This is a genomic window from Haloplanus sp. GCM10025708, from assembly GCF_042663985.1.
GTDB lineage: Archaea > Halobacteriota > Halobacteria > Halobacteriales > Haloferacaceae > Salinirarus > Salinirarus marinus.
The window spans coordinates 1,352,292-1,378,969 of the sequence record NZ_JBHSZA010000011.1 but is presented as its reverse complement, the minus strand read 5'-3'; the positions used below and the strand labels follow the sequence as shown (position 1 = coordinate 1,378,969).

Here is a 26,678-nt window from a genome sequence, read left to right as displayed (position 1 = left end):
GTAGTCGATCGCAGATAACTCCATCGGAACGACGAAACTGACCACGGCGAAGGCGAGGACAATATCCCACGCTCATCCCATCGTAGAGAGGCGCGAAAGGAGGAGCCGACGACGACCGACGCGCCCGGGTGGCGTCGTGCGTTCGGGCCGAAAAGTCTGCTCGGGACGGTCGAGCGCGGTCGATTGGCTACAGTCCCCGCCGGTTCGATCGACTCACCGGATGGTGGCTCGTACGCCCACTCGCGTTCGAAGTAGGACGCCTCGTCGGAGGCAGCCAACCGGTTGTGGTACAGTCCTCCGAGATCGAAGCCGAACTTCACGACGTCTGCCGTCTCGATCGGACGGACGCTCCGTCGTCCGGCTGGCGAGAGCCGATCCTCCGGTCAGAGGTCGTCAATACCTTTGCCGCCGATCCGTGGATGTGGACGACCGCCGTCCGTCAGCACAACCGCGATCAGAATCTCGGAGGGCCGTGGTGCGTCCGGGACGCGAACCTCCATAGCGTCCCAGTGACTGGCCACCCATTCGTCGTCTTTGTAGTGTACTGGGACGTCTATCGTCGTCCCCGGGGTTCCCATCTTCTTCGTGCTCGGTATGATGGCCTCACCTCCTCCGATCTCGTCTCTCATGGGCGCTCCGAGTTCCGGATGGAGGATCGCCGCGACGTGTTCTCGTTCCCCGTCTACGCCGACGATACCGCCTTTCCCGTAACTCTCGACCGCTTCCTCCCCGCCGAGTTCCGCCACGGCCGTCGAGGTGAGTTTCTCGCCCAGGACCTCTCCCCATTCGGTCAACTCGCTCAGATCCTCCTCCCAGGACCCAGCGTAGGGATTCGAGAGGACGGCCACAGCCGCTACCTTGCTGATGGGGCTCTCGAGCTCCCGTCCGCCTTCGCGTTCGATCGATTCCGTCACGGTGGTCCATCTCTGAATCGGGAGATTGGCCATATCAGTGATGAGGAGGGACGTCATAAAAAATCACGTGAGCCTCGAGCGTGGACGGTATTCTACCGATGCGTGCCGAGCAAAGCCGCCGTCCCTGTACCGCTACCTGACACTCGACATCACAGACACGAGGCGTCGTGGCCGACCGCCGTCGTGCCGTTAGGCTATTCGCGTTGCACGACCGATTCACGTAACTTCCACGTATCCGTCGCTGGCTCCAGGTTCGACGGCTCGCTCCCACGCGAAGTCAGAATCCCTGCGTGGTACAGCATCGCCTTGAGCTGGAAGACCGTCGGCGAGTGAAAGACGCTCCCGTCCCTCAGCGCTTCGTACTGTAACTCGCCGTCGGCGTTCAGGACGCGGCTACGAACCTCCTCGTCACCGCGGACGAACAGCTCGATAGCGAACGAAGGATGGAGTTCGTGGAGATACTCCACGACCTGTGGAAGCGTCGGCTCCGCGATCCCGTCCTCGTGCATCCGCTGGACCTCTTCGACGAGGAGTTTCGTCGCCGGGTACTCGTAGACGACGCGGCGAGTGAGCGCCCCCACTTCGGCGCGACGTCGACAAACCGCTTTCGCGACCGTTTCCAGGCGTCGAACTGCCGAAGCGCGTCGTCGACCGATCCACACTCCCGGAGGCCGAATCTGACGACTTCCTTCCCGAGCGACGTCAGTCGGACGCGGTCGGGGTCGTCGTCCACGAGATTCAAGAACGCCGCTCCTTTCCGGGCGTCGTCGACGGCGCGGACGACGAACTCGGCGAGAATTTCTCTCGTCCCCGCCGGGTGGTGAACTGCCAGCGGGTACGCGAGGTAGTTTTTCGGATGGTTGAGACCGAACGACTTGTTCGCGACGCCCTGTGCGCTGGCCTGAAAGCGGATTGCGTTGGTTTCGGTCGTCGTGCGGTTGCCGACGAGGCGTGGTACTTCGATCGGCTCGACGGTCCCGCCCGTGCCGACGCCGAGAACGCCCACGTTCAATTCGCGCGCGAGCGTTCGAGCGGACTGTGAGACGGCGCGCGTGGGCGCGGCCACGTACGCCGCGTTGGCTTCGTGGAGACGGTCGTACGCCTGCACGACGCCGCGCTCTACGTCGACGCTACCGCGATCCGTGTAGCCTTTCGCTTCGACGACGACTAACGGCGGTTCGTCACCTGCCGATCCACTGCCAGGAGGTCGTCGTCGAGGATTCGGACGCCGACGAGGTCGGGATAGCCGGAGCCGACTCGGACGTGGTTGAACGGCGAGAGCGTCTCCTGGACGTCCGGATCGATCGCCCGCGTCGCGAGCCACCGGTCCGAGGAGAACTGCGTGTCTGTGACGACGTACCCCTCGTCCGCGTCGGGGAAGAGACGGCGTTTCGTGTGTGCTAACACGTGTGGCTCGGTTAACTCGGCCGCACTCGCCATGCCCGGCCAGTTTCGCGACCGGACACATCAAGATTCGGTTCGTCCCGGCGTCACACTCCCGCGGCGTCGGATCTCGAAGTATCTCGGCGACGTAGACGCCGCCTCCACGGGCGTGTCCGACTTCGCCGTACCACCTCCGCGCGAACGCGAGCATCGCCGTCCGTATCGCGACGAGAGCGGCGGACGCGACGGCCACAGCCGGCGTGGCTACGTCTTTGCGACATCGCGGTTCGCCACCCGGCGTGGCTCACAGGAGGTCCGGGGCGGCCGTTCGCGGCCTTGGATCCCTCGTCGAAGTCGGGACTGACGTCGGCCGGCGGGCCGGCACCGGATCGGCCGGCGGGGTCAGTCCCCGTTCGTCGGTAGTTCGGCGCTGGTTTCGGCGAGGTCGACTCTGGTTTCGGTGAGGTCGCTCGCTCGCCACGTCCCACGGCGATACCACGCGTAGGCGATCGTCGCACCTACCACGTTCGAAATCGCGAACGACAGCCAGACGCCGGATTCTCCCAGCGGGCCGGCGGCGATCCACGCGATCGGGAAGCGGACGACACCGAGCATCAGCACGGAGATGGCTGCGGCGGTGAGCGTCTTTCCGGCACCGCGAAAGCTACCGGTGTAGGCCCGCATGATCCCGATGAATCCGAAGGTCAACGCGACGTAGCGGAGGAACTGAGCGGCGATTTCGACGACGTCGGGATTCGTCGTGAACAGATCAGCGATCGGGACTGCGGTGACCAAGATGAGGACGCCGGCGACGGTGAGTACGCCGAAAAGCACCTTCGCTGCGAGCCCCGCCGCTCGTTCGGCGCGATCGGGTTTACCGGCCCCCATGTTCTGGCCGGTCATCGTCTCGACGCCGCGCGCGACCGCGATAGCCGGCAGGAAGACGACCGAGAACACGCGCGTGCCGATGCCGTAGGCGGCGACGACCGTGTCCGGGAACATCGCCACGATAACTAACAGGAGGTTCATCGACAGCGCGCGACCGGTGCCCTCTATCGACGCCGGGAGGCCGATGCGAACGAGTCGGCGGAGATACGAGAGATCCGGGGCCATGTCGCCGAGGTGAATCTGGACCCCGCGATCGCCGCGGAACATGATCGCTGCCCGACGAGCAAGGCGAGTCCGCGCGAGAACACGGTCGCGATGGCGGCCCCTGGATTCCGAGTTCGGGGACGGAGAGCGTCCCGACGAGCGGGGCGTTCTCGACCACCGTCCACCCGAAGATGAGAAACGGGTCGATAGCGATGTTGAGAACGACCGACCCGAACATGACGAGCATCGGAGTGATCGTATCGCCGTATCCTCGCATGAGCGCGACGAAGACGAAAAAGCCGAACATGAACAGCAGGCCCAGCGAGATGGCTTCCATGTAGCTCGCCGCCATCGGCAGGACGTCCTCGGACGCGCCCAGCAGGCCGAGGAACGTGTCGACGCCGAAGTAGCCGACGACACCGAGGGCGACGGATACGACGACGGCGAACGTGACCGTCTGCGAGGCGGCGTACTCGGCTTCGCGTTCCTCGTTTGCGCCGGTGAACTGGGCGACGAGAACGCTGCCGGCGACGGAGATGCCCATGCCGAGCGAGATGAGCAGAAACACCATCGGGAACGCGAAACTAATCGCCGCCAGCGCGTCCGTGCTGTACTGGCCGAGCCAGAACGTATCCGCGAGATTGTACGCGGTCTGAAAGAGGTTCGTGACGACGATCGGCATCGAGAGGAAAAACAGCGGCTTCCCGATGCCGCCCGACGTGAGGTCGAACTCCTCGGGCCCCCTGAACAGCGAACCGACGTGACTTCGAATCCCCATCAGCGGGTCGCCTCCGACGGTTCGTCTACGACCGGGTGGGTTTCAACGTCCCGCGGTATCGTCTCGAAGGGCTGTTCGGACGAGCGAGCTACGGCGACGCGTCGCGCACGAGCGAAAGGTGTCGCCGTCACGGGGCGGTCGACAGCGACGTCTCCGAGAGTGGGGTCCGCGTATCCCCGCCGGCGGCGGGCACGAACCGTCGCCGCTACAAGTTCGGTAGCCGCGTCGTCGTCTATCACGCTCTTATCTCACTTACTAACTAATTAGTCAAAAGGCTTGGGACCCACGAAGAGTCGGGGCGGGCTATCGATGGTTGGAACCCCTTACTCGTCACGTAGGCCACGATCGGTATCCGACGGAGGTGAACACAACGCCTAATCGCTAACGTCGCTGGATCGGCCTTTGCGGAGCGGCCTTCGGCTCCCCGTTGGCCGGTCGTACTGGCGTTCAGCGCTCGTTCGCGTCGGCATCTTCAGGGCCAGAAACCTCGAAATCGGGGAGTTCGGCCGTACACCAGTGACAGAAGTCGAGGTCGGAGTCGAGTTCGTTACCACAGCCCGGACAGTGGGTGAGCCGTCCGTCCGTGGCGACCGTCGTTCGTGCGACCGCGTTCTGGGCGCGGGCGAGGAGGTACGCGTCGGCGACGCTGAGACTCCCGACGACGACGATCGGCGCGATCGCCAGCGGATCGACGACGGTTCCGCTCGCGAGTGCGTCCAGTGCCGACGGGTCGACGAAGAAGTAGCTCACTCCGAAGAGAACCGTGAGCCATCCGAGGCCACGCCGCCAGCGCCGGAGATAGAGGTGACCGAGCCCTGTCGCGAGCGTCCCCAGTACGGCCGCGAGCCAGGGTCGCTTCTGTGAAACCGATCGGCTCATACGAAACTTCAGTAAACAGTCAGCCATAAGTCTTCTCCCGTCGGGCACAAGTTCTTTGACGGAGACGACGAATTGACACGTATGGCGGTATCGCTACTACTCGGTGTACTCGGACTGTTGGAGGTACTGGCACCGAAGCGCGTCGTCGATCTCTGGTACGAACTCGCCACGGAAGGCGACGATCACGAACTGCGCTCGTGGGTGTATACGGCGGCGCGGATCGAGGGTGTACTCATTCTCCTGTGGATTCTGTCGCGCAGACGACGCCGGTCCGGGGAGACGTAGCGAGGAGAGGCAGCCACGTACCGCACGGCGCACTCGCCGTTCACAGCAACGTCGCGTCGACGTATTCAGTCGCGGTTCGCCGCCCCGTCGCGAGCGCGTCCGCCTCTCCCAGAACCACCGTTCGTGTACGCGCGCCGTCGACGATCGTCATCAGCGAACGAGCCACGCGGTCGGCGTCGACGTCGTCGAACGCGCCTTCGTCGATTCCGTGGTTGATGACTGCTTTGAGCATATACCGAACGTACTCGTCGTTCTGCTGGAATCGCTCACGGAACGCCTCCTTGTACGGGGCTTGACTCCGCATTTCCAGTATCGCGATCAGTAGATCCCGGTGCTCCTCGGCGTCGACGAGCAGTCTGTCGAGGAGGAGGCTCAGCCGCCGTTCGGGGTCGGTCGTTTCGACGTCCTGTATCTCGTCTACGAACCGTTCGAGCAGGTAGTCGAGAAAGGCGGCGAGGAGTTCGTCTTTCGTGTCGTAGTAGTAGTGTACCGCCGCGGTCGATTTCCCGTACTCGTCCGCGATCCGTTTGATCGTGAGGTCAGCGTACCCGTGTTCGCGAAGGGCCCGGTAGGTCGCCCGCATGATCTCCTCGTTTCCCTCCGAGAAGGTCCGCTCCGATGGGCTGGTCATTGGTTACCGAGTTCGTCCACGGGCGGATAACGGTTTTTGTCCCGACCGTTCGCATCCGGCCGAATGTATCGTCCGATCAGGCGCTATCGAGGGTTATTACCGCTGTGAACGCGGCTGTGGGGGAGCACCTCTATACGCTGTATTTGAACTAACCGGTTAGCCATCTCGGCGTCGGCGGCGACCCGGACACCGGACTTTCGCGGCGACGGGGAGCGGTCGCTTTCGTGAGCGACCGCCGGGTGTCGGCCTGTCACCGATCTCGTCGAACACAACCCTTATAGCCGCCAGTCCCTGCGCTGTTAGTAGAAATGTACAAACAGTCTCGACGGCGCTTCGGACACCCCCGTTCTGCGTCGACGTTCACCGATCTGCGAGGGCCGTAGATGCGGACTCCCGCGTCTCGGACCGCTGTTTTCAGCCTCCTTTTCGCCCTCTTCGTGGTCGCGTCGGGCGTCACGCCGGTCGCCGCACAGACGGCCGGAAGTTCGGGGCAGGTGATCGGTGAGCCAGACCTCACCGTCCTCACTTCCACCGAGGAGTTCGAACCGGGGACGAAAGCGCAGCTTCGGCTGTCGGTCTTGAATCGAGGGCGCATCGACAAGGGCGGTCCGTCACAGTACGAGAACCGCGTCACCACCGCGAGGGGGCTCACCGTTACGGTGAACGCGGGCGACGCGCCCATCGAAGTCAACACCGGAAGCCTCGGCGTGGGGAACGTCCCCACCGGAACCACGGCCGTCGACCCCGTCGACATCACCGTCTCGGAGGACGCAGAGCCCGGGACGTATCGGGTTCCCGTCGAGTTCTCGTACGCGTACACGCGCGGCGTTAATTACGACGTCTACGGCGCGGAGTACAACGACTTCACGCGCACCGAGACGGCGTATCTCACGATCCGCGTTCGCGACCAGGCCCGGTTCGAGGTCGTCGACAGCGCCACGTCGGCACAGGTCGGCGACACCGGCGATCTCGCGGTGACCGTCGAGAACGTCGGGACTCGGACGGCCCGCGACGCGAGTGCGACCCTGACGTCCCGGAGTGACGAACTGACGTTCGGCTCGGCGTCGGCCAGTTCCACGGCGTACGTCGGTGGGTGGAAACCCGGCGAGCGCCGAACGGCCAACTACACGGTCGCTCTCGCCGACGACGCGGCGGTACGGGGATACACGCTCGACCTGCGCGTCGATTACACCGACACCGACGGGATCAGCCGCTCCTCGCGACCGCTGAACATCGGCGTTCGTCCGATGGGCGAACAGCGATTCTCCCTGGAAGGGGTCTCGACGTCGCTCCGCGTCGGTCAGGACGGAACGCTGCGAGGCACCGTCGTCAACGACGGCCCGAGTACGGTGTACAACCCCGTCGTTCGGTTCCGCTCCACCAACCCGAACATCGACGTCGACTCGTCCGAATACGCGCTGTCGACGCTCGCCCCCGGCGAACGCGCCGACTTCCAGTACACGGTCGGCGTGAGCAGCGCCGCCAGCGCGAGCGTACAGCAGTTCAACCTCACCGTGAAATACCGGAATCAGCGCGGCGACGTCCGGTACAGTGACGGCCTCGAAACGAAAGCCGACATCGCCCCACAGCGGGACCGATTCGTCGTCGAAGTCGCCGACGACACGATCGAGGCCGGCGGTGAAACCGCGCTCCGGGTTCGCGTCACCAACAACGGCGACGAGCCGCTCACCAACGTCGAGGCGAAGGCCTTCGTGAACGACCCGCTCGCGAGCGACAACGACGAAGGAATCATCGCCGCGCTCGCACCGGGCGAATCCGCCGAGTTCACGATCGCCCTGAGTGCGGCCGGGAACGCGTTGCCGAAGACCTACCCCGTCTCGTTCGACTTCCAGTACGAACTCCCGGACGGCGACAGCGAGGTCTCGCAGACGTACAAAGTTCCCATCTCGGTGACGCCGTCGCAAGGCGGCGGCTTCCCCACCGGTCTCGTCGTCGGGGCGATCGCGGTCGTCGGCCTGATCGGCGCGGTCGGATGGCGACGCCGGAACGGTAACTGATGCGCCTCCAAGTCGACTATCAGCGATACATCGACGTCGTCGACGGGTGGATAGCCGATCGGCCGAAGACCGTCATCGTCGTGTTCCTCCTGCTGTCTGCCGGATTTATGATGGGGCTCGGTCAGTCCGGGACCGAGTCGGGGACGACCCAGTTCACCGACGACGTCCCCGCACAGGAGGCCTACGACGACGTCAACGACAACTTCGAACGGGTGACATTCGGGGACGACACGGGGAGGACCCAGCTCATCCAGCCGGGGACGAACGTCCTCTCCAAGCCGGAACTCCTGCGGATGCTCCGGGCGCAACAGCGGCTGCAGGCGAATCCGGAGCTACAGGTGGCGGGCACGACGAGCGTCGCTCGCGCAGTCGCTCGGACCCTCGATCCGTCCGCCGCGACGATCGAAGACGAGATCGACGCGGTCGAGCGGGCGACGCCCTCGGAAATCGACGCGGCCGTCGCGACGGCAGTCGATCGAAATCCGGGGCTGACGGCGACGCTGAGCGAGGACTTCAACGCGAAGTCGGCCTCCGCCTCGTCGACGATCGGCGTCGTGACGCACTCGCTCTCGGCCGACGTGTCGGATTCGGCCGGAACGGGCGGGTCGAGTCCGCTGACCGAACTCCAACATCACGCCGAGTTCGTCGTCGACTCGGTCGGCGGAGACATCACCGTCTTCGGAAGCGGGATCATCTCCGAGGAGTTCTCGCACGTCATCGGCGACTCGCTGGCGCTCGTCGTGCCGGCCGCGGTCGTGCTCATCCTGTTTTTCCTGATCATCGCGTATCGCGACCCGATCGATCTCCTCATCGGCCTGGTCTCGCTGGCGATGGCCATCCTCTGGACGTTCGGTTTCATGGGACTCGCTGGGATCGCGTTTTCGCAGATGTTGATCGCCGTCCCACCACTGTTGCTCGCCGTCGGTATCGACTTCGGTATCCACGCGATCAACCGCTACCGCGAGGAGCGCGTCGACGGGATCGGCGTCCGCGATTCGATGCGAACCGCCACCGACCAGTTGCTCGTCGCGTTCACTATCGTCACGGGGACGACCGTCATCGGCTTCGCGGCGAACGCGAGCAGCGACCTCGGTCCGATCCGGGACTTCGGCGTCGTCGCGGCCATCGGCATCGTCTTTACGGCCCTCATCTTCGGGATTTTCCTCCCCGCGACCAAGGTGTACGCGGACACGCTCCGCGAGCGGGTCGGCTTCCCCGAGTTCGGCTCGAAACCGCTCGGCTCCGAGGATTCGATGCTCGGAAAGGTCCTGCCCGTGGGTATCCACATCGGGCGACTGGCCCCGCGCGCGTTCCTCCTCCTCCTGTTCGTGAGTACGGCGTGGATGGGCTATTACGGCGCTGGCGTCGACAGTCGATTCACGCAAGACGACTTCCTCCCGCCGGAGGACAACCCGGAGTATCTCGAACTCCTCCCCCAGCAGCTTCAGCCACAGGACTACACCGTCACCGAGACGACGAACTTCCTAGAGGACAACTTCCGGACCGGCGAGTCGGACGTGACGACGGTTTACGTCGAGGGGTCGCTCACGAACGGCGGAGCCCTCGAGTCGATCTGGCGCGCCGGCGAGAGCCCCCGGACAGTTTCGTCGTCGACGACGGACACGCGAGGGAGACGAGCATCGTTACCGTCATCCGAAGCCACGCGCGACGCGACCCCGAATTCGCGGCGCTCGTCGCGAGGAACGACCGGAACGCGAACGGGATTCCCGACGACAATCTCGAAACGGTTTACGACGCGTTGCTCGCGTCGCCCGCCCGTGAACGTGCCCTCGCCTACATCACCGACGACTACACGTCCGCACGGGTCGAGTACGCGGTCGAGTCCGACGCCTCGCAAGCGGCGGTGACCGCCGACACGAAAGCGGTCGCGAATCGCTACCGGTTCGAAGCGACGGCGACGGGGAGCGTCGTCGTCCTCAAGGCGGTCTCCGACGTCATCGCCCAGCCGGCGTTCGTCAGTCTCGTGCTCGCGCTCTTGGGCTCGGCGGCCTTCCTGGTCCTCATCTACGCGCTCCTCGAGGGCGGCCGTCGCTCGGACTGGTGAATCTCCTCCCGATCGTGGTGACCGTCGCGGCGATCGCGGCGACGATGCGGTATCTCGACATCCCGTTCAACGTCCTGACGGGGACGACCCTGTCGATCGGAATCGGGCTCGGCATCGACTACTCGGCACACCTGGTCCACCGGTTCGCGGAGGAGTACGACGAATCCGCCGACGTCTTCGCTGCGCTGACCGTCTCCGTTCGCGGGACGGGCGGCGCGCTCACGGGGAGTATGCTGACGACGGTGACGGGGATCGGCGTGCTCGTCATCGCCATCACGCCGATCCTCGGTCAGTTCGGCCTGTTGACCGGCGTGAGCATCCTCTACTCGTATCTGTGTTCGCTCGTCGTGCTCCCGCCGGCACTCGTCGTGTGGGCCCAACTCGTCGACGGCCGCGACGCCGACCCGGCGAAGAACGAACGCGCAACGACCGGTAATCCGGCAGTAGGCGAATGAGCACGGCCGCCCCCGATGACAGAGCTCAGACACTCGACCCCCGTTCGACCCCTCCACTGACACGATGAACGAAACAGATCACGAAAAAGCGGTCGACGCCCTCAAAGAACTCGGCCTCAGCACCTACGAAGCGCGCGTGTTCATGGCGCTCGTGCGGTTAGGGAGCGCCACCGCAAGCGACGTGGCAGACGTCTCCGACGTGCCCCGGTCACAGGTGTACGCGGCGGCACAGCAACTCGAAGACCACGGGCTAATCAGCCGGCAACGGGCGAGTCCACAGGTGTTCCGCCCGGTGTCGCTGGACGAGGCGCGAGCGCAGCAGAACACCGGTTCGAGAGTCGACGCGACACGGCGTTCGAGTTTCTCGAAGCCGTCGAACGGCAGTCGGCCCCGTCGTCCGAGCGGGACGAAGACGTGTGGTCGATCACCGGCGAAGACGCCGTCACGGAGCGGATCATCCAGCTCGTCAAGCAAGCCGACGAGCGAGTGGTGTACGGCTCGGCGGCGATCGGAGCGTCCGACGTCGGGCTTCTCCGGACGCTCGACTCGCGTTGTGGCGCGGGCGTCGACGTGTCCCTCGTTCGGGAGCCCGATCAGTCGTTGCCGACCGAGTGGACCGAAATATCGTGCCTGACCGACCACCAGTTACCCTCGGAGTGGCAAAGCAACGACTACGCCGAACGGATGCTCGTCGTGGACTCCGACGTGTTCCTGTTCAGTATCCGACCGCAGATCGAGGCCGAGGGCCCCGAGGAGATCGCCATCTGGAGCGCGCGCACGACGTTCGCGACCGCGTTCGTCCAGCTCATGATCGGCGGCTTCCCCGATTCGATCCGACGGGCGCTCGGTACGGAACCGCCGGACCCCGAGTCGACCTGAGGCGATTTCTCGGCGGGACGAAGGGGCGCGTCTCGCATCGCCCCGTCTTCTCCGACCCGTGCGCGCCCCGAAACCGGAGGCATCACCTTGAACTGTGCTGCGGGTGACGCGGTAGAACGTATGCCCTCCAGCCGAGCGGTCGTCGCCGGTCTCGTGGTCGGCCTCGTCCACGCAGCGGGGTTGCTCGTCGTCGCACTCGACCTCGGATACTCGGTCGGTCCCGCGGAGTATTCGCTCGTCGGCCTCGGCTGGCGATACGGCGGACTCGTCGCCGTGGCAGCGGTCCCGGTCTGGATCGCTCTGCGATATCGACTCGTCGGGCCCGTCGTCGCGCTCGTCCTCACCTCCGGGTACGTCGTCGGGATGGAGCTCGCGCCGCCCGGACCGACCTTTCGAGACGTGGCCGAACTCGAGCGGCTCGCCGAACCGACCGGTATCGTGGTCGTCGAGAACGGACTGTACATCGTGCGCTACATGGTCAACGCGTCGGTCTGGACCGTCGGCTTCCTGTTTCTCGGGCTCGTCGAGTACGTCGCTCGAACTGCGTGGGACGTGCTTCCGTCCGTTCCGGAGCCCGCTCCGTGGCTGTCGGTCCCGTCCTCGCGCCGGCGAGCAATCGCGGTGGCGACGGCAGGCGGGCTCTTTCACGCCGCCGCGATGGTGTGGTTCGCCGCCCGTCTCGGCGTGACGGTCACTGACGGGATCGACTGGCTGCTGTATCTCTACGGTGCGGTCGGCATGTGGGTGCTCGCGGCGGGGCCGCTCTACCTGCTGATTCGCCACCGACTGGTCGCCCCGGCTGCGCTGTTGACCCTGTTCGTTCTCCTCGACGCTCGGGCCGAGTTCACCGCGAGCGTGGACGGCCCCCACGCGCTCTACTTCGGTGCGTGGTTTCTCTATCTCGCTCTCCTGCTCGTCGCCGCGGGCGTCGAGTACGGCCTCCGGCGAATCGACGCCTACCGACGGTTCGTCTCCGGAGCCTGATCGCTCGACGTGCGTTTCGGTGGGCGTCCTGCAGCGGTGGCCGGGCGCTCGGAGGGCGGGCCCATTCCGGTCGGATTCACACTCCGAACCGCCGCAGTCCGTACGCCTCGACGCAGACGTCGTCGAGGGTCTGGCCGCGATACGCGACCTGCCCCTCGTCGAGAATCGCGAAGGCGTCGCCGACCGCCGAGGCGAACCCGGGGTAGTGCGTGGAGACGACGAACGTGATGCCCTCGTCGGTCAGGCCACGAATCAGGTCGACGAGCGCGCGGGTGCCGTCACCGTCGAGGCCGGCGGTCGGTTCGTCCAGCACGACGTAGTCGGGGTCCATGGCGAGCACGCCCGCGAGGGCGACGCGTTTCCGTTCGCCGTTGCTCAGGCGACTGCAGAGACGGTCGTCGTAGCCGTCGAGGCCGACCCGGGAGAGCGCCCACTCCACGTTCTCGGTCGCGCCATCGTCGCGGTTGGCGGGGCCGAACGCGACGTCCTGTCGGACGGTCGGCGCGACGAGCTGGTCTTCCGGGCGCTGGAAGACGAAGCCGACGCGACGGCGGACGGCTCTCAGCGCATCGTCGTCGTATTCGACCCGCTCGCCGTCGACCGCGACGCGCCCGCGGTCGGGTTCCAGCAGCCCGTTGAAATGTTTGAGCAGGCTCGATTTCCCGGCCCCGTTGCGCCCGAGGAGGGCGGTCACCTCCCCGACGCGGCGGTGAAGTCGACGCCGCGAAGCACGGGGCGGTCCCCGTAGCCGAAACGGAGGTCGGTGGTTTCGATCACGCGATCCACCTCGCCGCGACGAGAACGACGAGGACGAACCCGGCGGTGGCGTGTCCTCCGCTCTCGTACTCGGGGACGGGCATCCGTCCGGCGTAGTTCCGCGACTCCATGGCGGTCCCGAAGGCTTCCGCCCTGTCGAGCGAACTCACCAGCAGCGACGACGCGACGAGCTTCGTCGTTCGAAACAGCGTTCGCCGGGACTCGAAACCGCCGCGGAGTCGCGCCGCCGTGTCGAGCCGGACCGCCTGTTCGACGAGGACCTGAACGCCGCGGTACACCAACAGCATGAGTTCGATTATCGATTCCGGGAGTCTGAGTTCGTCGAGAGCGGCGACCAGTTGGGGGACCGTCGTCGTCAGCGACAGAAACGACAGCACCGAGAGGGACGCTATCGCTCGCAGTCCGGCGGTGGTCGCGGTCCGAACGCCGCGTTCGGAGACGTCCAGCGTCCAGAGTTCGAACGCGGGATCCCCGGGGTGAGGAACGCGATCAGGAGCAGGCTCGGGAGGAGAAACGAGACCGGATACCGGAGAAGCGAGACGTAGGCGCGTCCCACGGCGTGTGTCGACAGGGCGGCGAACGTCACGATGGCGACGGCGTAGACGCTCGTCCGCGTCGTCGTCGCCGTGAGAAGCAGCGCGGCGAGGACGAAATACACCCGTAGCGGCCCCTCTACGGCGGGCGTCGCGTCCACCTGCACGGCTTCAAGCGTCCGGTGCATCGCTCGTCCGGAGTCGGTCGAGGTAGTAGCCGAGCACCGCCGCGCCGACGCCCCCTGGAGGGCGAACAGGGCGGCTTCGGTCGTCGCTCCCGGGGCCCACGCGGGCGACGCCCACGGGTCGTACTCCGGCGCTCGCTCCTGAACGGCCGACACCGCCTGCTGGTCCGTCCCGGTGTAGCCGCTCCCGAACGTCGCGAGCAGGAGGACGACCGCCGCGACGGCGACGCCGAACAGCAGGAGCCGCTTCACGACGGCACCCCCAGTCGCCGCTCGCTGACCGTCTCGATTCGGTGCAGATACCCCATCATCGCTGCCGCGAGGAGCCCTCGAGGACGCCGATCGGTATCTGTGTGACCGCGAAGATGGCCGCGAAGTCGAGCGTCGCCGTCGCGACGCCGCCGACGTCGCTGCCGGCGGGGAAGGCTGCCCGAGCTGAAGCGACGTCGTCAGATACGTCGCCCAGTCCGTAACCGCCGCCGCGACGAACGTCGCCTGCTGAATCGTCAACTGGGAACGGACGAGCCGGTAGGCCGCCCACCCCACGAAGGGGCCGACGATGCCCATCGACGTGACGTTGGCTCCGAGCGTCGTCAGCCCCCGTGGGCGAGGAGGACGGTCTGGTACAGGAGAACGATGACGGAGACGAACGCCGTGATCGCCGGTCCGAAGAGAACGACCATGACGCCCGTCCCCGTCGGATGCGACGAACTGCCGGCTACGGAGGGGAGCTTGAGCGCCGAGAGGACGAATACGAACGCCGCGGCGACGGCGACGAGCGCCTTCGTTCGGGCGCTCATCCGGACGGTCGACAGCGTCCGGCGCGCGCCGTACGCGACGAACGGGAGGGCGACTATCGTCCAGAGAATCGCCCAGAACGGGGGAAGGAACCCTTCCATGATGTGCACGTTGAAATCACTCCGTGTGGGTGCCGATTACCTCACCCACAAAAACAATACCGCTTGCCATAACGAAAGTGCGTTTTCGACGCCGGCGTCCGCTTCGCTCCAACTAATACAAGTAGATTGAAGTTACTGCAACTATCCCTTATGTCCCGATGGAGGACGACACCGCTCGCGGGTCGGGGGAGCCGTCGGCGTCGTCCGGGACGGACGGGCCTGACGTGGACGATTCCGGAACCTCGGCGTCCGTGCGCGGCGTCTCGCCGCTGCCGTTCGACGCCCGGTCGAGCGTTCCCGAACGGTCACGCGCGACGAAGGGAACGGTGTATCTGGTCGGTGCGGGTCCGGGCGATCCGGATCTGCTGACGGTGCGCGCGCGACGGCTGATAGAGACGGCGGACGTGGTGTTGCACGACGCCCTCACGCGCGACGCGCTCGTCGACCGCATCCCGACGTCGGCACGGGTCGTCGACGTGGGCAAGCGCGTCGAGTACAAGACGCCGCAGGCGGAGATCAACGAACGACTGGTCGATCACGCCTCGTCCGGCGACGCCGTCGTCCGGCTGAAGGGTGGTGATCCGTTCGTCTTCGGACGCGGTGGTGAAGAGGCCCAGCACCTCGCCGATCACGGCGTCCCCTTCGAAGTCGTCCCGGGGTCTCCAGCGTCATCGCGGCTCCCGGGCTGGCCGGAATCCCGCTCACCCACCGCGACGTCTCCTCCCGATTCACGGTGATTACGGGCCACGAGACGCCCGACAAAGAGGAGTTCGCTGGACTGGTCGGCGATCGCCAGCGAGATCGAAAGTGGCTCGACGCTCGTCGTGCTCATGGGCGTTCGAACGCTGGAGCGCAACGTCGCGGCGCTTTGCTCTCACGGCGTCGGCGGTGACGTTCCGGTCGCTCTCGTGCAGAAAGCGGCGTGGGAAGACCAGCGCGTGATCCGCGGGACGCTCGAAACCATCGTCGAGGCAGCGGACCGGGCCTCGATTTCCCCGCCTGCGACCACCGTCGTCGGCGACGTGGTGTCGGTCCGGGGGACGTGGCAGACGAACTCGACGACTTCGATCCCGCCTGAGGCCGACCGCGGCGGCCGAGCGCGGTCGGTCTCGTTGCCGCCGACCGTAGTGAAAGTATGTTTTGGGTAGAGCAAGGACAATTGTTTTTACGCGGGGCTGAAATGGTGGGGTTGATGCTCGAGTAGCGCTTCCGCACGACGCGAAAGCCGGCCCGACGAAATCGGAGATACGGGCGGTGACGATCCGGAAGTTGGACTTACGACCGGACGACCACTTCGTCGACGTCGGCTCCTGTACCGGCGCGGTCACCATCGAAGCGGCGCGACGCGCCGGCCGGGTGACGGCGATCGAACGGAAACCCGACCGACTGGACGTGACGCGAAAGAACCTCGGCGAAAACGAGTACGACGCCGAGGTGTCGCTTCGCGAGGCGGAAGCGCCGACGGGGCTTCCGGACGACGCGGACGCGATGTTCGTCGGGGGAGTCGGAACTTCGAGGCCGTCCTCGACCACGCCGTCGAGACGGGCGTCGATCGAATCGTGATGAACGTCTCCCGCGTCGAAGTCGCGGGCGACGCCATCGACGCCTTCCGGGACCGCGACCTGCTCTCGGAGGTGCTCCAGATGCAGGTGAACCACGGCTACGAACTCGCCGGCGCGACGAGTTTCCGTGCCGACAACCCCGTCTACGTCGTCGTCGGGGAGCGCGGCGCGGGAGGGGACGCATGACCGTCTACGGCGTCGGCCTCGGTCCCGGTGAGGCCGACCTCGTCACCGTCCGCGGGCGGCGCGTCCTCGAATCCGTGGACACCGTCTACTCGCCGGGACGGCTCTCCCGGTCGGTCGCGCGGGAGTACGTCCCCGAGTCGAAGCTCGGCGACCTCGATTTCCCGATGACGCGCGACCCGGAGAAACTCCGGGCGGCGTGGCGGGAGGCCGCCGGTGCCGTCGCCGACGCGGCGACCGACGGCGACGTGGCGTTCGTGACGCTCGGCGATCCGAACGTCTACTCGACGTTCGGTCACCTCCGGCGGACGCTGACGCCTTCCACCCGGCCGTCGACGTGGAAGTCGTCCCCGGCGTCAGCGCCGTCACGGCGTTCGCGACGGCGCTCGGCGTCGAAATCGAGGCCGGGACCGGGCTCTCGCTCCGGGAAGCCGCCGACGGGGCGGCACCCACGGGGCCCGACCGGATGATTCTCTTCAAGGTCACCGACGCGGAGACCACCCACGAGAAACTCGCCGCCGCCGGCTACGACGTCCGGTACGGCCGCCGGCTCTTCATGGAACAGGGCGAGACCGTCGTCACGTCGGACCCGGCCGACGTGGCGGAGCGCGATTACTACACGCTCGCGTACGCCGAGAAACGGGGCTCGACCGCGACCTCGCGACCGCGGAGTTCGACGAGGCCGAGACGGAGGGGTCGGCGTGAGCGACGAGTACACCGCCGGCGACGTGCGCGAGGGCGTCCCGTTCATCGGCGCTGGACCGGGTGACCCGGGGCTCCTCACGGTCACGGGTAAACGGCTGGTCGAAGACGCCGACCTCGTCGTCCACGCGGGCTCTCTGGTGAACAGCGAACTGCTGGACGAGTACTGCGCCGACGCGGAGCAGGTCTCCAGCGTCGGCAAGGACCTCGAAGAACTGGTGCCGCTGATGGCGGAGGCCTACGAGGACGGACGGACGACCGTTCGCCTGCACAGCGGCGATCCGGCCGTCTACGGGGCCGCGCTGGAGCAGATGGACGCCCTCGAAGCGAACGGCGTCCCGACCTACTTCGTCCCCGGCGTCACCTCGGCGTTCGCCGCCAGCGCGACGCTCGGGACGCAGTTGACGCTCAACGAGGTCGCCAACCACGTCGCGTTCACCCGGCCACAGGGCAAGACCCTCTCCGAGGAGGAGGACCACATCAGCGACTTCGTCGGCTTCGGCGACGTGACGACGTGCATCTACCTGGGGACCCACGCCGTCGCCGAGACGATGGACCGCCTCCTCGACGACGGCCACGACCCCGAGACGCCCGTCGCCGTCGTCTACCACGCGTCGTGGCCCGACGAGGACGTGATTCGGGGCACCGTCGGCACCATCGGCGAGAAGGTCGAGGCGGCCGGCTACCGCGCGTCGGCGCTGGTCGTGATCGGCGAGGCGGCGACCGGGACCGGGTACGAGCGCTCGTACCTGTACGGCGACTGGGCGAAAAGCAGCGACGACCGTTCGACCGAGGGGAAGACAGATGACTGACACCAACGACAACGACTGTAGCACACCGGACAGCGACGGGGAGGTCGCCGACGAGATCGCGATCGTTAGCTTCGAACGCAACTGGACACGGCCGAGGATATCGAGGCCGGACTCGCGGACGACTACGACCGGATCGACCTCCTCGAGTATCACGGCGACGTCTTCGCGGAGCACTGGGGCGAGTACGACTGTTTCGTCGGCCTGATGGCGAGCGGCATCGCCATGCGAAAGACCGCCCCGCTGCTCGACGACAAGTGGGAGGACCCCGCCGTGGTCGTCGTCGACGAGGAGTTGACGTGGGCGATTCCGCTCACCGGCGGCCACCACGGCGCGAATCAGGTCGCCTACGACCTCTCGAAACTCGGGGCCGTTCCGGCGATGACGACGGCCTCCGAGGCGGCCGGGAAACAGGGCGTCGAGAGCCGAGCGAAGGCACTGGACACCCACGTCGTCAACGGCGATTCGACGGTGGCGACGAATCTGCCGTCCTCAACGAGGAGTTGGGGCCTGTGGCCCGCCTCGACGGGCCGAGAGCGGTCCTCGTCGGCGACGACGTAACCGTCCTCAAGCGCAATACGGACGAGGGCGTCGTCCTCGGCACGGGCAGCGTCTCGGGCGCGGCAAAAGAGCAGTTCCTGACGGCGTGGACCGACGCGCTGGACGAGGCTGACCTGACGCCGGACGACGTGGAGTTCGTCGCGACGGCGACCCGGAAGGAGGACGAACCGGGTCTCGTCGAGGCCGCGCGGGAGTTCGGCGTCGGCGTCGCGTACCTCGACAAGGAGACGCTGAGGGGTTCGAGGGGCCGACCCCGTCCAAGTCGAAGGAACTCATCGGCTGGCCCGGCATCGCGGAGGCGAGCGCCATCGCCGCCGGCCGGGACCACGAACTCCTCCTCGAGAAACGTCGGCACGACGACGCCGTCACCGTGGCGGTGGGACGATGAGCGACGACTACGGCACGCTCTACGTCGTCGGCATCGGTCCGGGGCTCCCCGACCACATGACCCAGCGGGCCCGCGACGTCATCGCCACCGCCGACTGCGTCATCGCCTCGAACCTCTACCAAGAGTTCCTCCGACGGGACGGGACGCTCCCGCCCGAGGGCGAAGCGAACGAGGACGACCCCGAAATCGTCCGCTCGTCGATGGGCCAGCAGGTCGAACTCACCCGCGAAGCGTTCGAACGGGTACGGGACGGCGAGGACGTCGCGCACGTCTCCGGTGGCGATCCGAACGTGTACGGCAAGTCGGACCTCGTGTTCACGATGGCCGACGCCGACGACGCGACGGACGTTCCCATCGAAATCGTCTCCGGTGTCACGGCGGCACTCGGCGGCGCGGCGATGATGGGCGCGCCCCTGTCGAACGACTTCTGTACGGTGTCGCTGTCGGACAAGTGGCGCGGCTGGGACGAAATCGAGGAAAAGCTCCGCGCCGCCGCCGTCAGCGACTTCGTCATCGTCCTCTACAACTGCTGGCGGAACTACACGCGAGCCATCGACATCATCCGCGAGGAACGGTCCGACGACGTGCCGGTCGGCATCTTCAACGACGCCGGCCGGGGCGACGCCGGGCGGAACGTGGACGGCGAGACGTTCACCGTCACGACGCTCGGCGAGGCGGACACACACGACGAGGAGGTCGGCGGCATGGGGACGTCAATCCTCGTCGGCACGCACGAGACGGACACCTGGAGCAACGACTACCAAACGTACCTCGTCACCCCGCGCGGCGGGCGTGACGTCGACGACTTCTGACAATGAGCGAGGACACAGCATCCGATTCGAAATGTGGCGCGACGACCGACTCGACCGACGCGAGTTCGAAATGTGGCGGTTCCACGACCGACGCCAGCAGTTCGAAATGCGGCGGCTCGAAATCGACCGACGGCTCTTCGGCATCGAAATGCGGCGGCTCGAAGTCCGATACAACTGAAGAGCAGGTCACGGCGACGGCCGACGACTTCGACGCCGACCCCGGACGACTGGTGGCCGTCGGTCTCGGCCCCGGGCAACCGAGTGGCATGACCACCCGGGCGAAGGAGGCGCTCCGGGCCGTCGACCACATCGTCGGGTACACGACGTACATCGACCTCCTGCCGGACGACATCGTCGAGGCGGCCGAAGACATCTACTCGACGCCGATGTGCGGCGAGGTGTCCCGAACGGAGGAGTCCGTGGACAGAACGCTCGCCGGCAACGACGTCGCCATCGTCGGCAGCGGCGACCCGAACGTCTACGCGCTGGGCGGTCTCGCGCTGGAAATCCTCGAATCCAAGGGCGGGTCGGCCAGCGCGGTCGACTTCGAGGTGGTGCCGGGCGTCCCGGCCGCGCAGTCGTGTGCGGCCCGCCTCGGCGCGCCGCTGGTGAACGACACCGTCAGCATCAGCCTCTCGGATCACCTGACGCCGATGCCGACCATCGAGTCCCGCCTGCACGCGGCCGCCAAGGAGGGGTTCACCATCGCCATCTACAACCCGTGGAGTCGCAAGCGCCGGGACAACTACGAGAAATGTTGCGAGATCCTCCTCGAACACCGCGACCCCGAGACGCCCGTCGGCGTCGTCCACGCCGCGGGTCGGGAGGACGAAGAGACGGAAATCGTCGAACTGCGCGACCTGCCCGAACTCGGCGAGACCGACCTCATCGACATGACGACCACGCTTCTGGTCGGGAACGACGAGACGTACGTCTGGGACGGACGGATGGTGACGCCGCGGGGCTACGAGCGGAAATACGACTACTGATGTACCGAGTCGAACTCGACCGGGTCGCCTGCGACGGCATCTTCGCGTGTCTCGTCCGCGACGAGCGGTTCGTCGAAGACGAAACCGGGCTGGCGACGGTCGATCCGGAGGCCGAGGGCGTCGTGAGCGTCGACCGGACGGACGACCGGGTCGTCGCGACGTTCGACGGCGACGTCGATGACGCGACGTTGGCCGCGAGCGCCTGTCCCCCGGCGCGATCACCGTTCGGGAGGCCGAAGAATGACCGACGGCGCTCCCACGGACCTGCTGGCGTGTCATCCCGAGACGGCCTACTTCTGGGGCCACGTCGCCGGCGACGGCGACGTTCGGACGGACGAGATAACCGTCCGGGCCCCCGACGAGGCGTGTGCGGATCGCCTCGTCGCCGTCGCGGGCGGCGGCGCGGTCGACCACCGGCGGACCGAACGGCCGTACGCCCACGACGCCACCGTCACCCGGACCGAAGACGAGTACCGCGTCACCGTGACCGGCGACGTCGCCGCCCGTGCCAGCGCGGCGTTCGGCCTCCCGACGGGGGACGAGCGCGGCGGCTATCGGCTGGACGTCTTCGCCGACGCCGAGCGCCAGCTCCTCCGGGGCTCCTCGAGAGTTGCGGGACGGTCTGTTTCAAGTCGTCATCCGGCACCGTCGGCGTCTCCTTCGTCCACGACGACCGGACCCTGCTCGACACCGTCGCTGGACTGCTCGACACCTGTCCCGTGGACGCACCGACCGACGAGATACAGGCGTCGTCCTCGGGCGGCTACTGGTTCGGCGTCGCCGACGAGGCCGCCGACGCGTTCGGCCGCTGGGTGTACGACGGGAGCGAGGAGACGGACCTGTTCGCGCCGACGCGTCGCCGAAAGCTCGTGCGGAGCCTGGAGCAAGCGGAGAACGCATGACGACCGAGTCGCCGCTCGACGACGACGCGGTCCTCCTCGTCGGCCACGGGTCCCGCCGGGAGAAGTCGAACGAGCAGGTCCGAACGCTGGCCGCGAAACTCGAATCCGAGCTGGGCCTCCCGGTCGACGTCGCCTACCTCGAACTCGCGGAGCCGGCGGTTTCGGACGCGATCGACGCGGTCGCTCCGGCGTGCCGGACGCTGACGGTCGTTCCGCTGTCGCTGTTCGGAGCGAGCCACGTCAAAAACGACGTGCCCCTGGCCGTGCAGACGGCGCGCACCCGACACGAGGATCTGACGATCCGCTACGGGTCGCATCTCGGCGTGCATCCCTCACTCGTCGACCTGCTGGACGAGCGCGTGCGCGCCGTCGAATCCGACCTCGGCGTCGACCGCGGGGCGGACGACGTGACCGTCGTCGTCTGCGCCCGGGGGTCGAGCGACCCCGATTCCAACGCCGACGTCCACAAACTGGCGCGTCTCCTCTACGAGGGGCGCGAGTTCGACCGCGTCGCGGCGTCCTTCATCGGCGTGACGACGCCGCTCCTCGACGAGACGCTCCACACCGTCACCAAGGACCGGCCGGACGCGGTGGCGGTCGTTCCCTACATGCTCGGTGACGGCACGCTGACCCAGCGAATCGCGGACCGGACGGCGGCGTTCGACGACGAGTATCCGTACGTCGCCGCCGCCGCCAGCGATCCGCTCGGAGCGAGCGACCGCGTCGTCGACGTCCTCGCCGACCGCTTTCGGGAAGCCCGGTCGGACAGCGTCGAGATGTCCTGTGACACCTGCAAGTACAAGGTCGAACTCGCGGGCTACGAGGAGGACCAGGGCGGCGCGCGAGCGATGTTGCGCTCGCTCGTCCACCAGGCCGAACACGCCGACCGCGAGTCGGTGGGCGACGACCCGCACGTCCACGACGCGCCCGGAAAACACGTCGCGATCTGTACGAACCAGACGTGTGCCGAAAGCGGCGCGGCCACGGTCGTCGAACGGTTGCGACAGGGCGTCCGCGACGCCGACGACTGCGAGGCCCGCATCACCCGCACGTCCTGCCTCGGCCAGTGCGGCGACGGCCCGATGGTCGCCGTCTACCCCGACGGCGTCTGGTACGGCGGCGTCACCGCGGGCGACACCGACCGCATCGTCTCGTCCCACCTCGAACGGGACCGCATCGTCTCCGACCTCGTACACCAGACACTGTAATATGGCCTGTGAAGAACTCGAAGCGCTCCGACTCGCACTGATGAATCTGAACGGCACCGTCGACGAGAGCGTCCGGCGACACGCCGAAGCCGAAATCGGCGACGCGCTCGACGAAGACGGCCCGATAGCGGCGCTGGCGAACGCGTCGACGCTGGACGAAATCCAGCGACACCTCGACGCCGCCCTGATCGACCTCGAAGCGGAGGCGATGCAGGCCGACGCCGACGACCCCGAGGGGGCGTACCTCCGGGGCCGCGTCGTCGCCGTCCGAGACGCCGAGCGCACGGTGCGTCGCCTCCGTGAGCAGACCGATGCCGTGCTCGACGACCTCGGCGAAGCCCACCACACGCTCCACGAAACCTTCCCCACCGAGGAATGACGGACGTGCTCACCGACGAACGGCGGTGTTCGCTGGGCGAACTCGACCCCGCGGGGAGCCGTCACAACTGGGCCCGCTCCGCGGTGACCGTCGCCGACGACGCCGTCTTCGCGGGCGGGCCCGGCGGGCGCGTGACCGCACATCGCCCGGACGCGACGCCGATCGAAGGGTGGTCGGCGACGGGCGACACGTCCACCCACGACCCAGCAGCGTCCCCGGGCAGCTACGTCGTGTCGCTGGCGGAGCGCGACGGCGTCCTCGTCGCCGGCGAACGCGGCCCGGACGGCTACGTCTCCGCCCTGTCGTCGGCGACGGGCGAGCGCCGGTGGCGGTACGCAACCGCCGAGGACGTGGGGACGGCGACGAAGGAATCCTCCTCTTCCAACCGTACGTCGTCGACGTCGCCGTGGCTGGGGGACGACCGTCGCCGCTGCCAGACGGTACGAGCGCGACGGCGAGGCCCGAGACTGGTCGAGCGCCGTCCTCGGATTCGGACCGGACGGCGACGTTCGGTGGCGCTACCGCGCCCACGCGTCGCCGATCGCCCTCGACGTCGACGACGGGCGCGTCGCCGTCGCGTACAACCGCTGTACGGAACAGCACGTCCACGGACTGGTCGTCCTCGACGCCGACTCGGGCGACCCCGTCGCGAACTGGGATCCCGGAACCGAAGGCGACCGGCGCGTCGGCGACGTGGCGTTCGCGGACGACGGCATCGCCATCGCCAGCCACGGCGACAAACACGGCTACCTGCTGGACGCCGACGGCGGCGAACGGTGGCGCGTCGATCTGGCGAGCGAGCAGTCCGTCGACGGCGAGACGGTCTACGCCTATCCGAACCACGTCCGTGTCGCTGCCGGCACCCCCGTCTTCGTGACGGGCAACACCTACGCCGAGTCGACCCGCGACCCGGACGCGCGCCACCCCGCGAACACACGGCCGTCGCCGTCGACGGCGGCGACGTGGCGTGGACGCACGACGTCGGCGGCTTCGCCCGCGGCGTCTCGGCGAACGGGTCGCTCGTCGCCGTGCCGTCGGCGCAGAACTTCCGCGAGCGAACGGCCGACACGCACGCCGTGCATCTCTTCGACGCGCGCCGGGGTCACCTCGACTCGCAGTCGGTTCCCGGCATCGCGTCGGCCGCGGCGCTCGGCGACGACGCGCTCGCCGTCGTCGAGGAGCCGGTCGAATACCACGACGAGGGCGTCACGCGCGGGGCCTACCGCCTGCACGCGTGGCAGGTCGACGGCGACGCACGCTGACGGCTACTCCTCGCGTGCCGACGCCGCGGCGTCGGCCACGCGTTCCGCAGTCAGGTCGGCCAGCGGGATCCGCCGCCCGCCGGTCTCGGTTTCGACGACGTCCGTCAGTCCCGCGCCGTCGTCGCCGGCATCGACGAGGACGACCGACGCGTCACTTTTCGCCAGCTGCCGCGCCGCGGCGCGCGTCGCCTGCGTCGGACTGCCGTCGGCGACGTTCGCGCGGCCGTCGGTCACCACGACGACGAGGCCGGCGTCCGCGTCGGCCCGGGTCACGAGTCGACGGGCGGTGGAAAGGCCGTCGGGGAGCGGCGTCCGGTCGCCCGTCGGGAGGTCTTTCAGATGGCGAGCCGCCAGCGTGACGCTGTTCGTCGGCGGGAGCAGTATCTCGGCCTCGTCGCCGGCGACGGCGACGAACGCGACTTCGTCGCGCTGTTCGTAGGCGTCGCGGAGGAGCGACATGACCGTCCCCTTGGCCTCGCGCATCGCCGGCCGCATCGACGCGCTGGCGTCGACGACGAACACGACGAGCGTCCCCGCGCTCCCGCTCCGAACCGACGTTCGCAGGTCGCGTTCTTCGACCCGCGTTCGCCCCGCGGCCGCGGCGGCCCGGGCCGAAGCGGCCGCGTCGACGTCGCCGTCGGACGTCGCCCGCTCGGTTCGAACCCGCGGCCCGCGGCCCCGGCCCGAAGATTCGACCCGTGCCCGTGATCCGCTCTCCGACGCCGTCGACTCCAGATCCACGTCGTCGACGGGCGGCCGTTCGGCGTCGCCCACCTCCGCCCGCCTCTGACCCGGGACGAGCGGCGTCGCCTCGGTGTCGGCGTCGTCGGAGGAGTCGCCGCCTTCGCCGTCGCCCGATTCGTCATCTCCGCCGTCGCCCGACTCCCCTCGGCGGGCGACGGATTCGGCTGCCGAGTCGGCCCGCCCGAATCGTCGGCGTCTGCGTCGCTACCCTCGCCGTCGCCGGTCGCGTCGTCGTCGGGTCCTTCACCGTCGGCGTCTGCGCCGTCGTCGGTTCCTCACCGCCGGTGCCCGCACCGGTTCCTCGCCGTCGGCGTCGCCGCCCTCGGAGGCGTCTCCACGCTCGTTCGCCTCGTCGCCGTCGTCTCTCTCCCCGTCACCGCCGTCCCCGTCCGGCCCCTCGTCTTCGTCGAAGTGGTCGTCGAGGACGTCGTCCATCTCCGGCGGGTCGTCGAAGGGTCGCCGCTGGAGTCGATGGGGAGCGCGAACGTCGCCGCCTCGCGAACGTCGGAACGGAGCACCTTCGTTCGGCCGTCGAGCGCCGCGAACGTCACCGCGGTGCGCGCGACGGCGATGTCCGCCCGGTGGCCGTCGACGCCGGCGTCCCGACAGAGCTCGGCGATGTCGACCTTGAACTCCGCGGGGAGAGCTACGTCGTCGACGAGTCGCCGCGCCGTGCGCAGTCGGTCGCGCAGGGCGTCGGTCTCGTCGTCGTACGCCGCGACGAACGTCTTCGGGTCGTCGCGTCTGTCGAGGGCGCGGTCGATGACCGCGACCCGGTCGTCGACGGACTCACAGCCCGCGACCGTCGCCTGGAGCGCGAACCGGTCGCGGAGCTGTGGCCGGAGGTCGCCCTCTTCGGGGTTCATCGTCCCGACGAGCGTGAAGTCGGCCGGGTGCTCGACGCTCACGCCGTCGCGTTCGACGCGGTTGACGCCGCTCGCGGCCGCGTCGAGGAGGACGTCCACCAGGTGGTCGTCGAGGAGGTTCACTTCGTCGACGTAGAGAACGCCCCGGTTCGCGCGGGCGAGCAGGCCGGGGTCGAACTCGGCGTCGCCGTCGAGCGCGTCGGCCACCGACAGCGTGCCGACCACGCGGTCGCGCGTCGCCCCGAGCGGGAGCGTCACGAGCGGGACCGGGCGCGTCTCGACGTCGAACTCCGCGCGCGACCGACACGACTGACACTGCCGATCCCGGTCGTCCGGCGGACAGCCGTACGGACAGTCCGCGACCGCGCGTTGCTCCGGGAGCAACTCGGCCAGCGCCCGGACCGCCGTGGACTTGGCCGTCCCCCTCTCGCCCCGAACGAGCAGGCCGTCGAGCGCGTCGTTCGCGCCGACGGCGAGCAGCGCCCGCTTCAACTCCGCCTGTCCGACGATCGCTGGAAACGGTGTGTGGCGACGTTCCATGTGGATACGAAAGT

The 26,678-nt window shown here is 67.7% G+C and carries 16 protein-coding genes and 14 pseudogenes; 19 read left to right on the top strand and 11 right to left on the bottom strand.

Features of this window, described 5'->3' with window-relative positions; genetic code table 11:
• Nucleotides 1-383: 383 nt before the first annotated feature.
• The 5 genes and pseudogenes from ACFQJD_RS10680 to ACFQJD_RS10660 all read right to left on the bottom strand — a co-directional run bounded on the left by ACFQJD_RS10680 (nucleotide 384) and on the right by ACFQJD_RS10660 (nucleotide 5,046).
• Nucleotides 384-947 (bottom strand): amino acid synthesis family protein, encoded by a 564-nt coding sequence (locus tag ACFQJD_RS10680; RefSeq protein WP_379798109.1) that lies wholly within the window; start codon nucleotides 945-947, stop codon nucleotides 384-386.
• A gap of 161 nt (nucleotides 948-1,108) precedes the next feature.
• Nucleotides 1,109-2,354: pseudogene (locus ACFQJD_RS10675) on the bottom strand (hypothetical protein).
• A gap of 345 nt (nucleotides 2,355-2,699) precedes the next feature.
• Nucleotides 2,700-4,167, bottom strand: a pseudogene (locus ACFQJD_RS10670) (MATE family efflux transporter).
• Entirely contained in the window at nucleotides 4,167-4,406 is a 240-nt protein-coding gene (locus ACFQJD_RS10665) for a hypothetical protein (protein WP_379798107.1), read from the bottom strand. Before ACFQJD_RS10665 ends, ACFQJD_RS10670 begins: the two are co-directional and overlap by 1 nt.
• A gap of 208 nt (nucleotides 4,407-4,614) precedes the next feature.
• Entirely contained in the window at nucleotides 4,615-5,046 is a 432-nt protein-coding gene (locus ACFQJD_RS10660) for a DUF7575 domain-containing protein (RefSeq protein ID WP_379798105.1), read from the bottom strand.
• 81 nt (nucleotides 5,047-5,127) lie between these two features.
• On the opposite strand from ACFQJD_RS10660, the gene ACFQJD_RS10655 reads away from it, so the two are divergent.
• Nucleotides 5,128-5,331: a hypothetical protein gene (locus tag ACFQJD_RS10655; RefSeq protein WP_379798103.1), complete on the top strand. Its 204-nt coding sequence runs from the start codon at nucleotides 5,128-5,130 to the stop codon at nucleotides 5,329-5,331.
• 40 nt (nucleotides 5,332-5,371) lie between these two features.
• Here the strand turns inward: ACFQJD_RS10655 and ACFQJD_RS10650 are convergent, their stop codons facing one another.
• Nucleotides 5,372-5,962: a TetR/AcrR family transcriptional regulator gene (locus ACFQJD_RS10650; protein ID WP_379798101.1), complete on the bottom strand. Its 591-nt coding sequence runs from the start codon at nucleotides 5,960-5,962 to the stop codon at nucleotides 5,372-5,374.
• A gap of 494 nt (nucleotides 5,963-6,456) precedes the next feature.
• Here ACFQJD_RS10650 and ACFQJD_RS10645 point away from each other — a divergent pair, with 494 nt between their 5' ends.
• From ACFQJD_RS10645 to ACFQJD_RS10625, 5 genes and pseudogenes are all read left to right on the top strand, one after another.
• Entirely contained in the window at nucleotides 6,457-7,980 is a 1,524-nt protein-coding gene (locus ACFQJD_RS10645; protein ID WP_379800490.1) for a COG1361 S-layer family protein, read from the top strand.
• Nucleotides 7,980-10,500 (top strand): annotated as a pseudogene (locus ACFQJD_RS10640) (efflux RND transporter permease subunit). The gene ACFQJD_RS10645 and the pseudogene ACFQJD_RS10640 overlap by 1 nt, the downstream one beginning before the upstream one ends.
• 64 nt (nucleotides 10,501-10,564) lie before the next feature.
• Nucleotides 10,565-10,741, top strand: a pseudogene (locus ACFQJD_RS10635) (helix-turn-helix domain-containing protein); the annotation flags it as partial.
• A gap of 173 nt (nucleotides 10,742-10,914) precedes the next feature.
• Entirely contained in the window at nucleotides 10,915-11,379 is a 465-nt protein-coding gene (locus tag ACFQJD_RS10630) for a hypothetical protein (RefSeq protein WP_379800603.1), read from the top strand.
• A gap of 120 nt (nucleotides 11,380-11,499) precedes the next feature.
• Nucleotides 11,500-12,363, top strand: coding sequence for a hypothetical protein (locus ACFQJD_RS10625; RefSeq protein ID WP_379798099.1), 864 nt, complete (start codon nucleotides 11,500-11,502; stop codon nucleotides 12,361-12,363).
• Nucleotides 12,364-12,439: 76 nt separating this feature from the next.
• Here ACFQJD_RS10625 and ACFQJD_RS10620 read toward each other — a convergent pair.
• The 4 genes and pseudogenes from ACFQJD_RS10620 to ACFQJD_RS10605 all read right to left on the bottom strand — a co-directional run bounded on the left by ACFQJD_RS10620 (nucleotide 12,440) and on the right by ACFQJD_RS10605 (nucleotide 14,766).
• A pseudogene (locus ACFQJD_RS10620) lies at nucleotides 12,440-13,140 on the bottom strand (energy-coupling factor ABC transporter ATP-binding protein).
• Nucleotides 13,137-13,586 (bottom strand): energy-coupling factor transporter transmembrane component T family protein, encoded by a 450-nt coding sequence (locus tag ACFQJD_RS10615; RefSeq protein WP_379800488.1) that lies wholly within the window; start codon nucleotides 13,584-13,586, stop codon nucleotides 13,137-13,139. The pseudogene ACFQJD_RS10620 and the gene ACFQJD_RS10615 overlap by 4 nt, the downstream one beginning before the upstream one ends.
• On the bottom strand, nucleotides 13,529-14,110 hold the full coding sequence (locus ACFQJD_RS10610; RefSeq protein ID WP_379798098.1) for an energy-coupling factor ABC transporter substrate-binding protein: 582 nt from the start codon (nucleotides 14,108-14,110) through the stop codon (nucleotides 13,529-13,531). Before ACFQJD_RS10610 ends, ACFQJD_RS10615 begins: the two co-directional genes overlap by 58 nt.
• Nucleotides 14,107-14,766: pseudogene (locus ACFQJD_RS10605) on the bottom strand (energy-coupling factor ABC transporter permease). Before ACFQJD_RS10605 ends, ACFQJD_RS10610 begins: the two are co-directional and overlap by 4 nt.
• A gap of 149 nt (nucleotides 14,767-14,915) precedes the next feature.
• Here ACFQJD_RS10605 and cobA point away from each other — a divergent pair.
• From cobA to ACFQJD_RS10540, 13 genes and pseudogenes are all read left to right on the top strand, one after another.
• Nucleotides 14,916-15,905, top strand: a pseudogene (gene cobA / locus ACFQJD_RS10600) (uroporphyrinogen-III C-methyltransferase).
• A gap of 97 nt (nucleotides 15,906-16,002) precedes the next feature.
• Nucleotides 16,003-16,505, top strand: a pseudogene (cbiT, locus tag ACFQJD_RS10595) (precorrin-6Y C5,15-methyltransferase (decarboxylating) subunit CbiT).
• Nucleotides 16,502-17,207: pseudogene (locus ACFQJD_RS10590) on the top strand (cobalt-factor II C(20)-methyltransferase). The pseudogenes cbiT and ACFQJD_RS10590 overlap by 4 nt, the downstream one beginning before the upstream one ends.
• Entirely contained in the window at nucleotides 17,204-18,016 is an 813-nt protein-coding gene (locus ACFQJD_RS10585; protein ID WP_379798096.1) for a cobalt-precorrin-4/precorrin-4 C(11)-methyltransferase, read from the top strand. The pseudogene ACFQJD_RS10590 and the gene ACFQJD_RS10585 overlap by 4 nt, the downstream one beginning before the upstream one ends.
• 204 nt (nucleotides 18,017-18,220) lie before the next feature.
• Nucleotides 18,221-18,574 (top strand): hypothetical protein, encoded by a 354-nt coding sequence (locus ACFQJD_RS10580; RefSeq protein ID WP_379798094.1) that lies wholly within the window; start codon nucleotides 18,221-18,223, stop codon nucleotides 18,572-18,574.
• Nucleotides 18,526-18,962: pseudogene (locus ACFQJD_RS10575) on the top strand (cobalamin biosynthesis protein). The gene ACFQJD_RS10580 and the pseudogene ACFQJD_RS10575 overlap by 49 nt, the downstream one beginning before the upstream one ends.
• Nucleotides 18,959-19,774: a precorrin-3B C(17)-methyltransferase gene (locus ACFQJD_RS10570; protein ID WP_379798092.1), complete on the top strand. Its 816-nt coding sequence runs from the start codon at nucleotides 18,959-18,961 to the stop codon at nucleotides 19,772-19,774. The pseudogene ACFQJD_RS10575 and the gene ACFQJD_RS10570 overlap by 4 nt, the downstream one beginning before the upstream one ends.
• Before the next feature lie 2 nt (nucleotides 19,775-19,776).
• Nucleotides 19,777-20,763 carry a precorrin-3B C(17)-methyltransferase gene (gene cobJ / locus ACFQJD_RS10565; protein ID WP_379798090.1) on the top strand — a complete coding sequence of 329 codons (987 nt, stop codon included), beginning with the start codon at nucleotides 19,777-19,779 and terminating at the stop codon, nucleotides 20,761-20,763.
• A pseudogene (locus tag ACFQJD_RS10560) lies at nucleotides 20,763-21,007 on the top strand (ferredoxin). Before cobJ ends, ACFQJD_RS10560 begins: the two are co-directional and overlap by 1 nt.
• Nucleotides 21,004-21,665, top strand: a pseudogene (locus tag ACFQJD_RS10555) (cobalamin biosynthesis protein). The pseudogenes ACFQJD_RS10560 and ACFQJD_RS10555 overlap by 4 nt, the downstream one beginning before the upstream one ends.
• Nucleotides 21,662-22,873: a CbiX/SirB N-terminal domain-containing protein gene (locus ACFQJD_RS10550; RefSeq protein ID WP_379798088.1), complete on the top strand. Its 1,212-nt coding sequence runs from the start codon at nucleotides 21,662-21,664 to the stop codon at nucleotides 22,871-22,873. Before ACFQJD_RS10555 ends, ACFQJD_RS10550 begins: the two are co-directional and overlap by 4 nt.
• Before the next feature lies 1 nt (nucleotide 22,874).
• Entirely contained in the window at nucleotides 22,875-23,252 is a 378-nt protein-coding gene (locus tag ACFQJD_RS10545; RefSeq protein WP_379798086.1) for a DUF3209 family protein, read from the top strand.
• Nucleotides 23,249-24,514: pseudogene (locus ACFQJD_RS10540) on the top strand (PQQ-binding-like beta-propeller repeat protein). The gene ACFQJD_RS10545 and the pseudogene ACFQJD_RS10540 overlap by 4 nt, the downstream one beginning before the upstream one ends.
• A 3-nt stretch (nucleotides 24,515-24,517) precedes the next feature.
• Here ACFQJD_RS10540 and ACFQJD_RS10535 read toward each other — a convergent pair.
• Nucleotides 24,518-26,664, bottom strand: a pseudogene (locus tag ACFQJD_RS10535) (ATP-binding protein).
• Nucleotides 26,665-26,678: the final 14 nt, after the last annotated feature.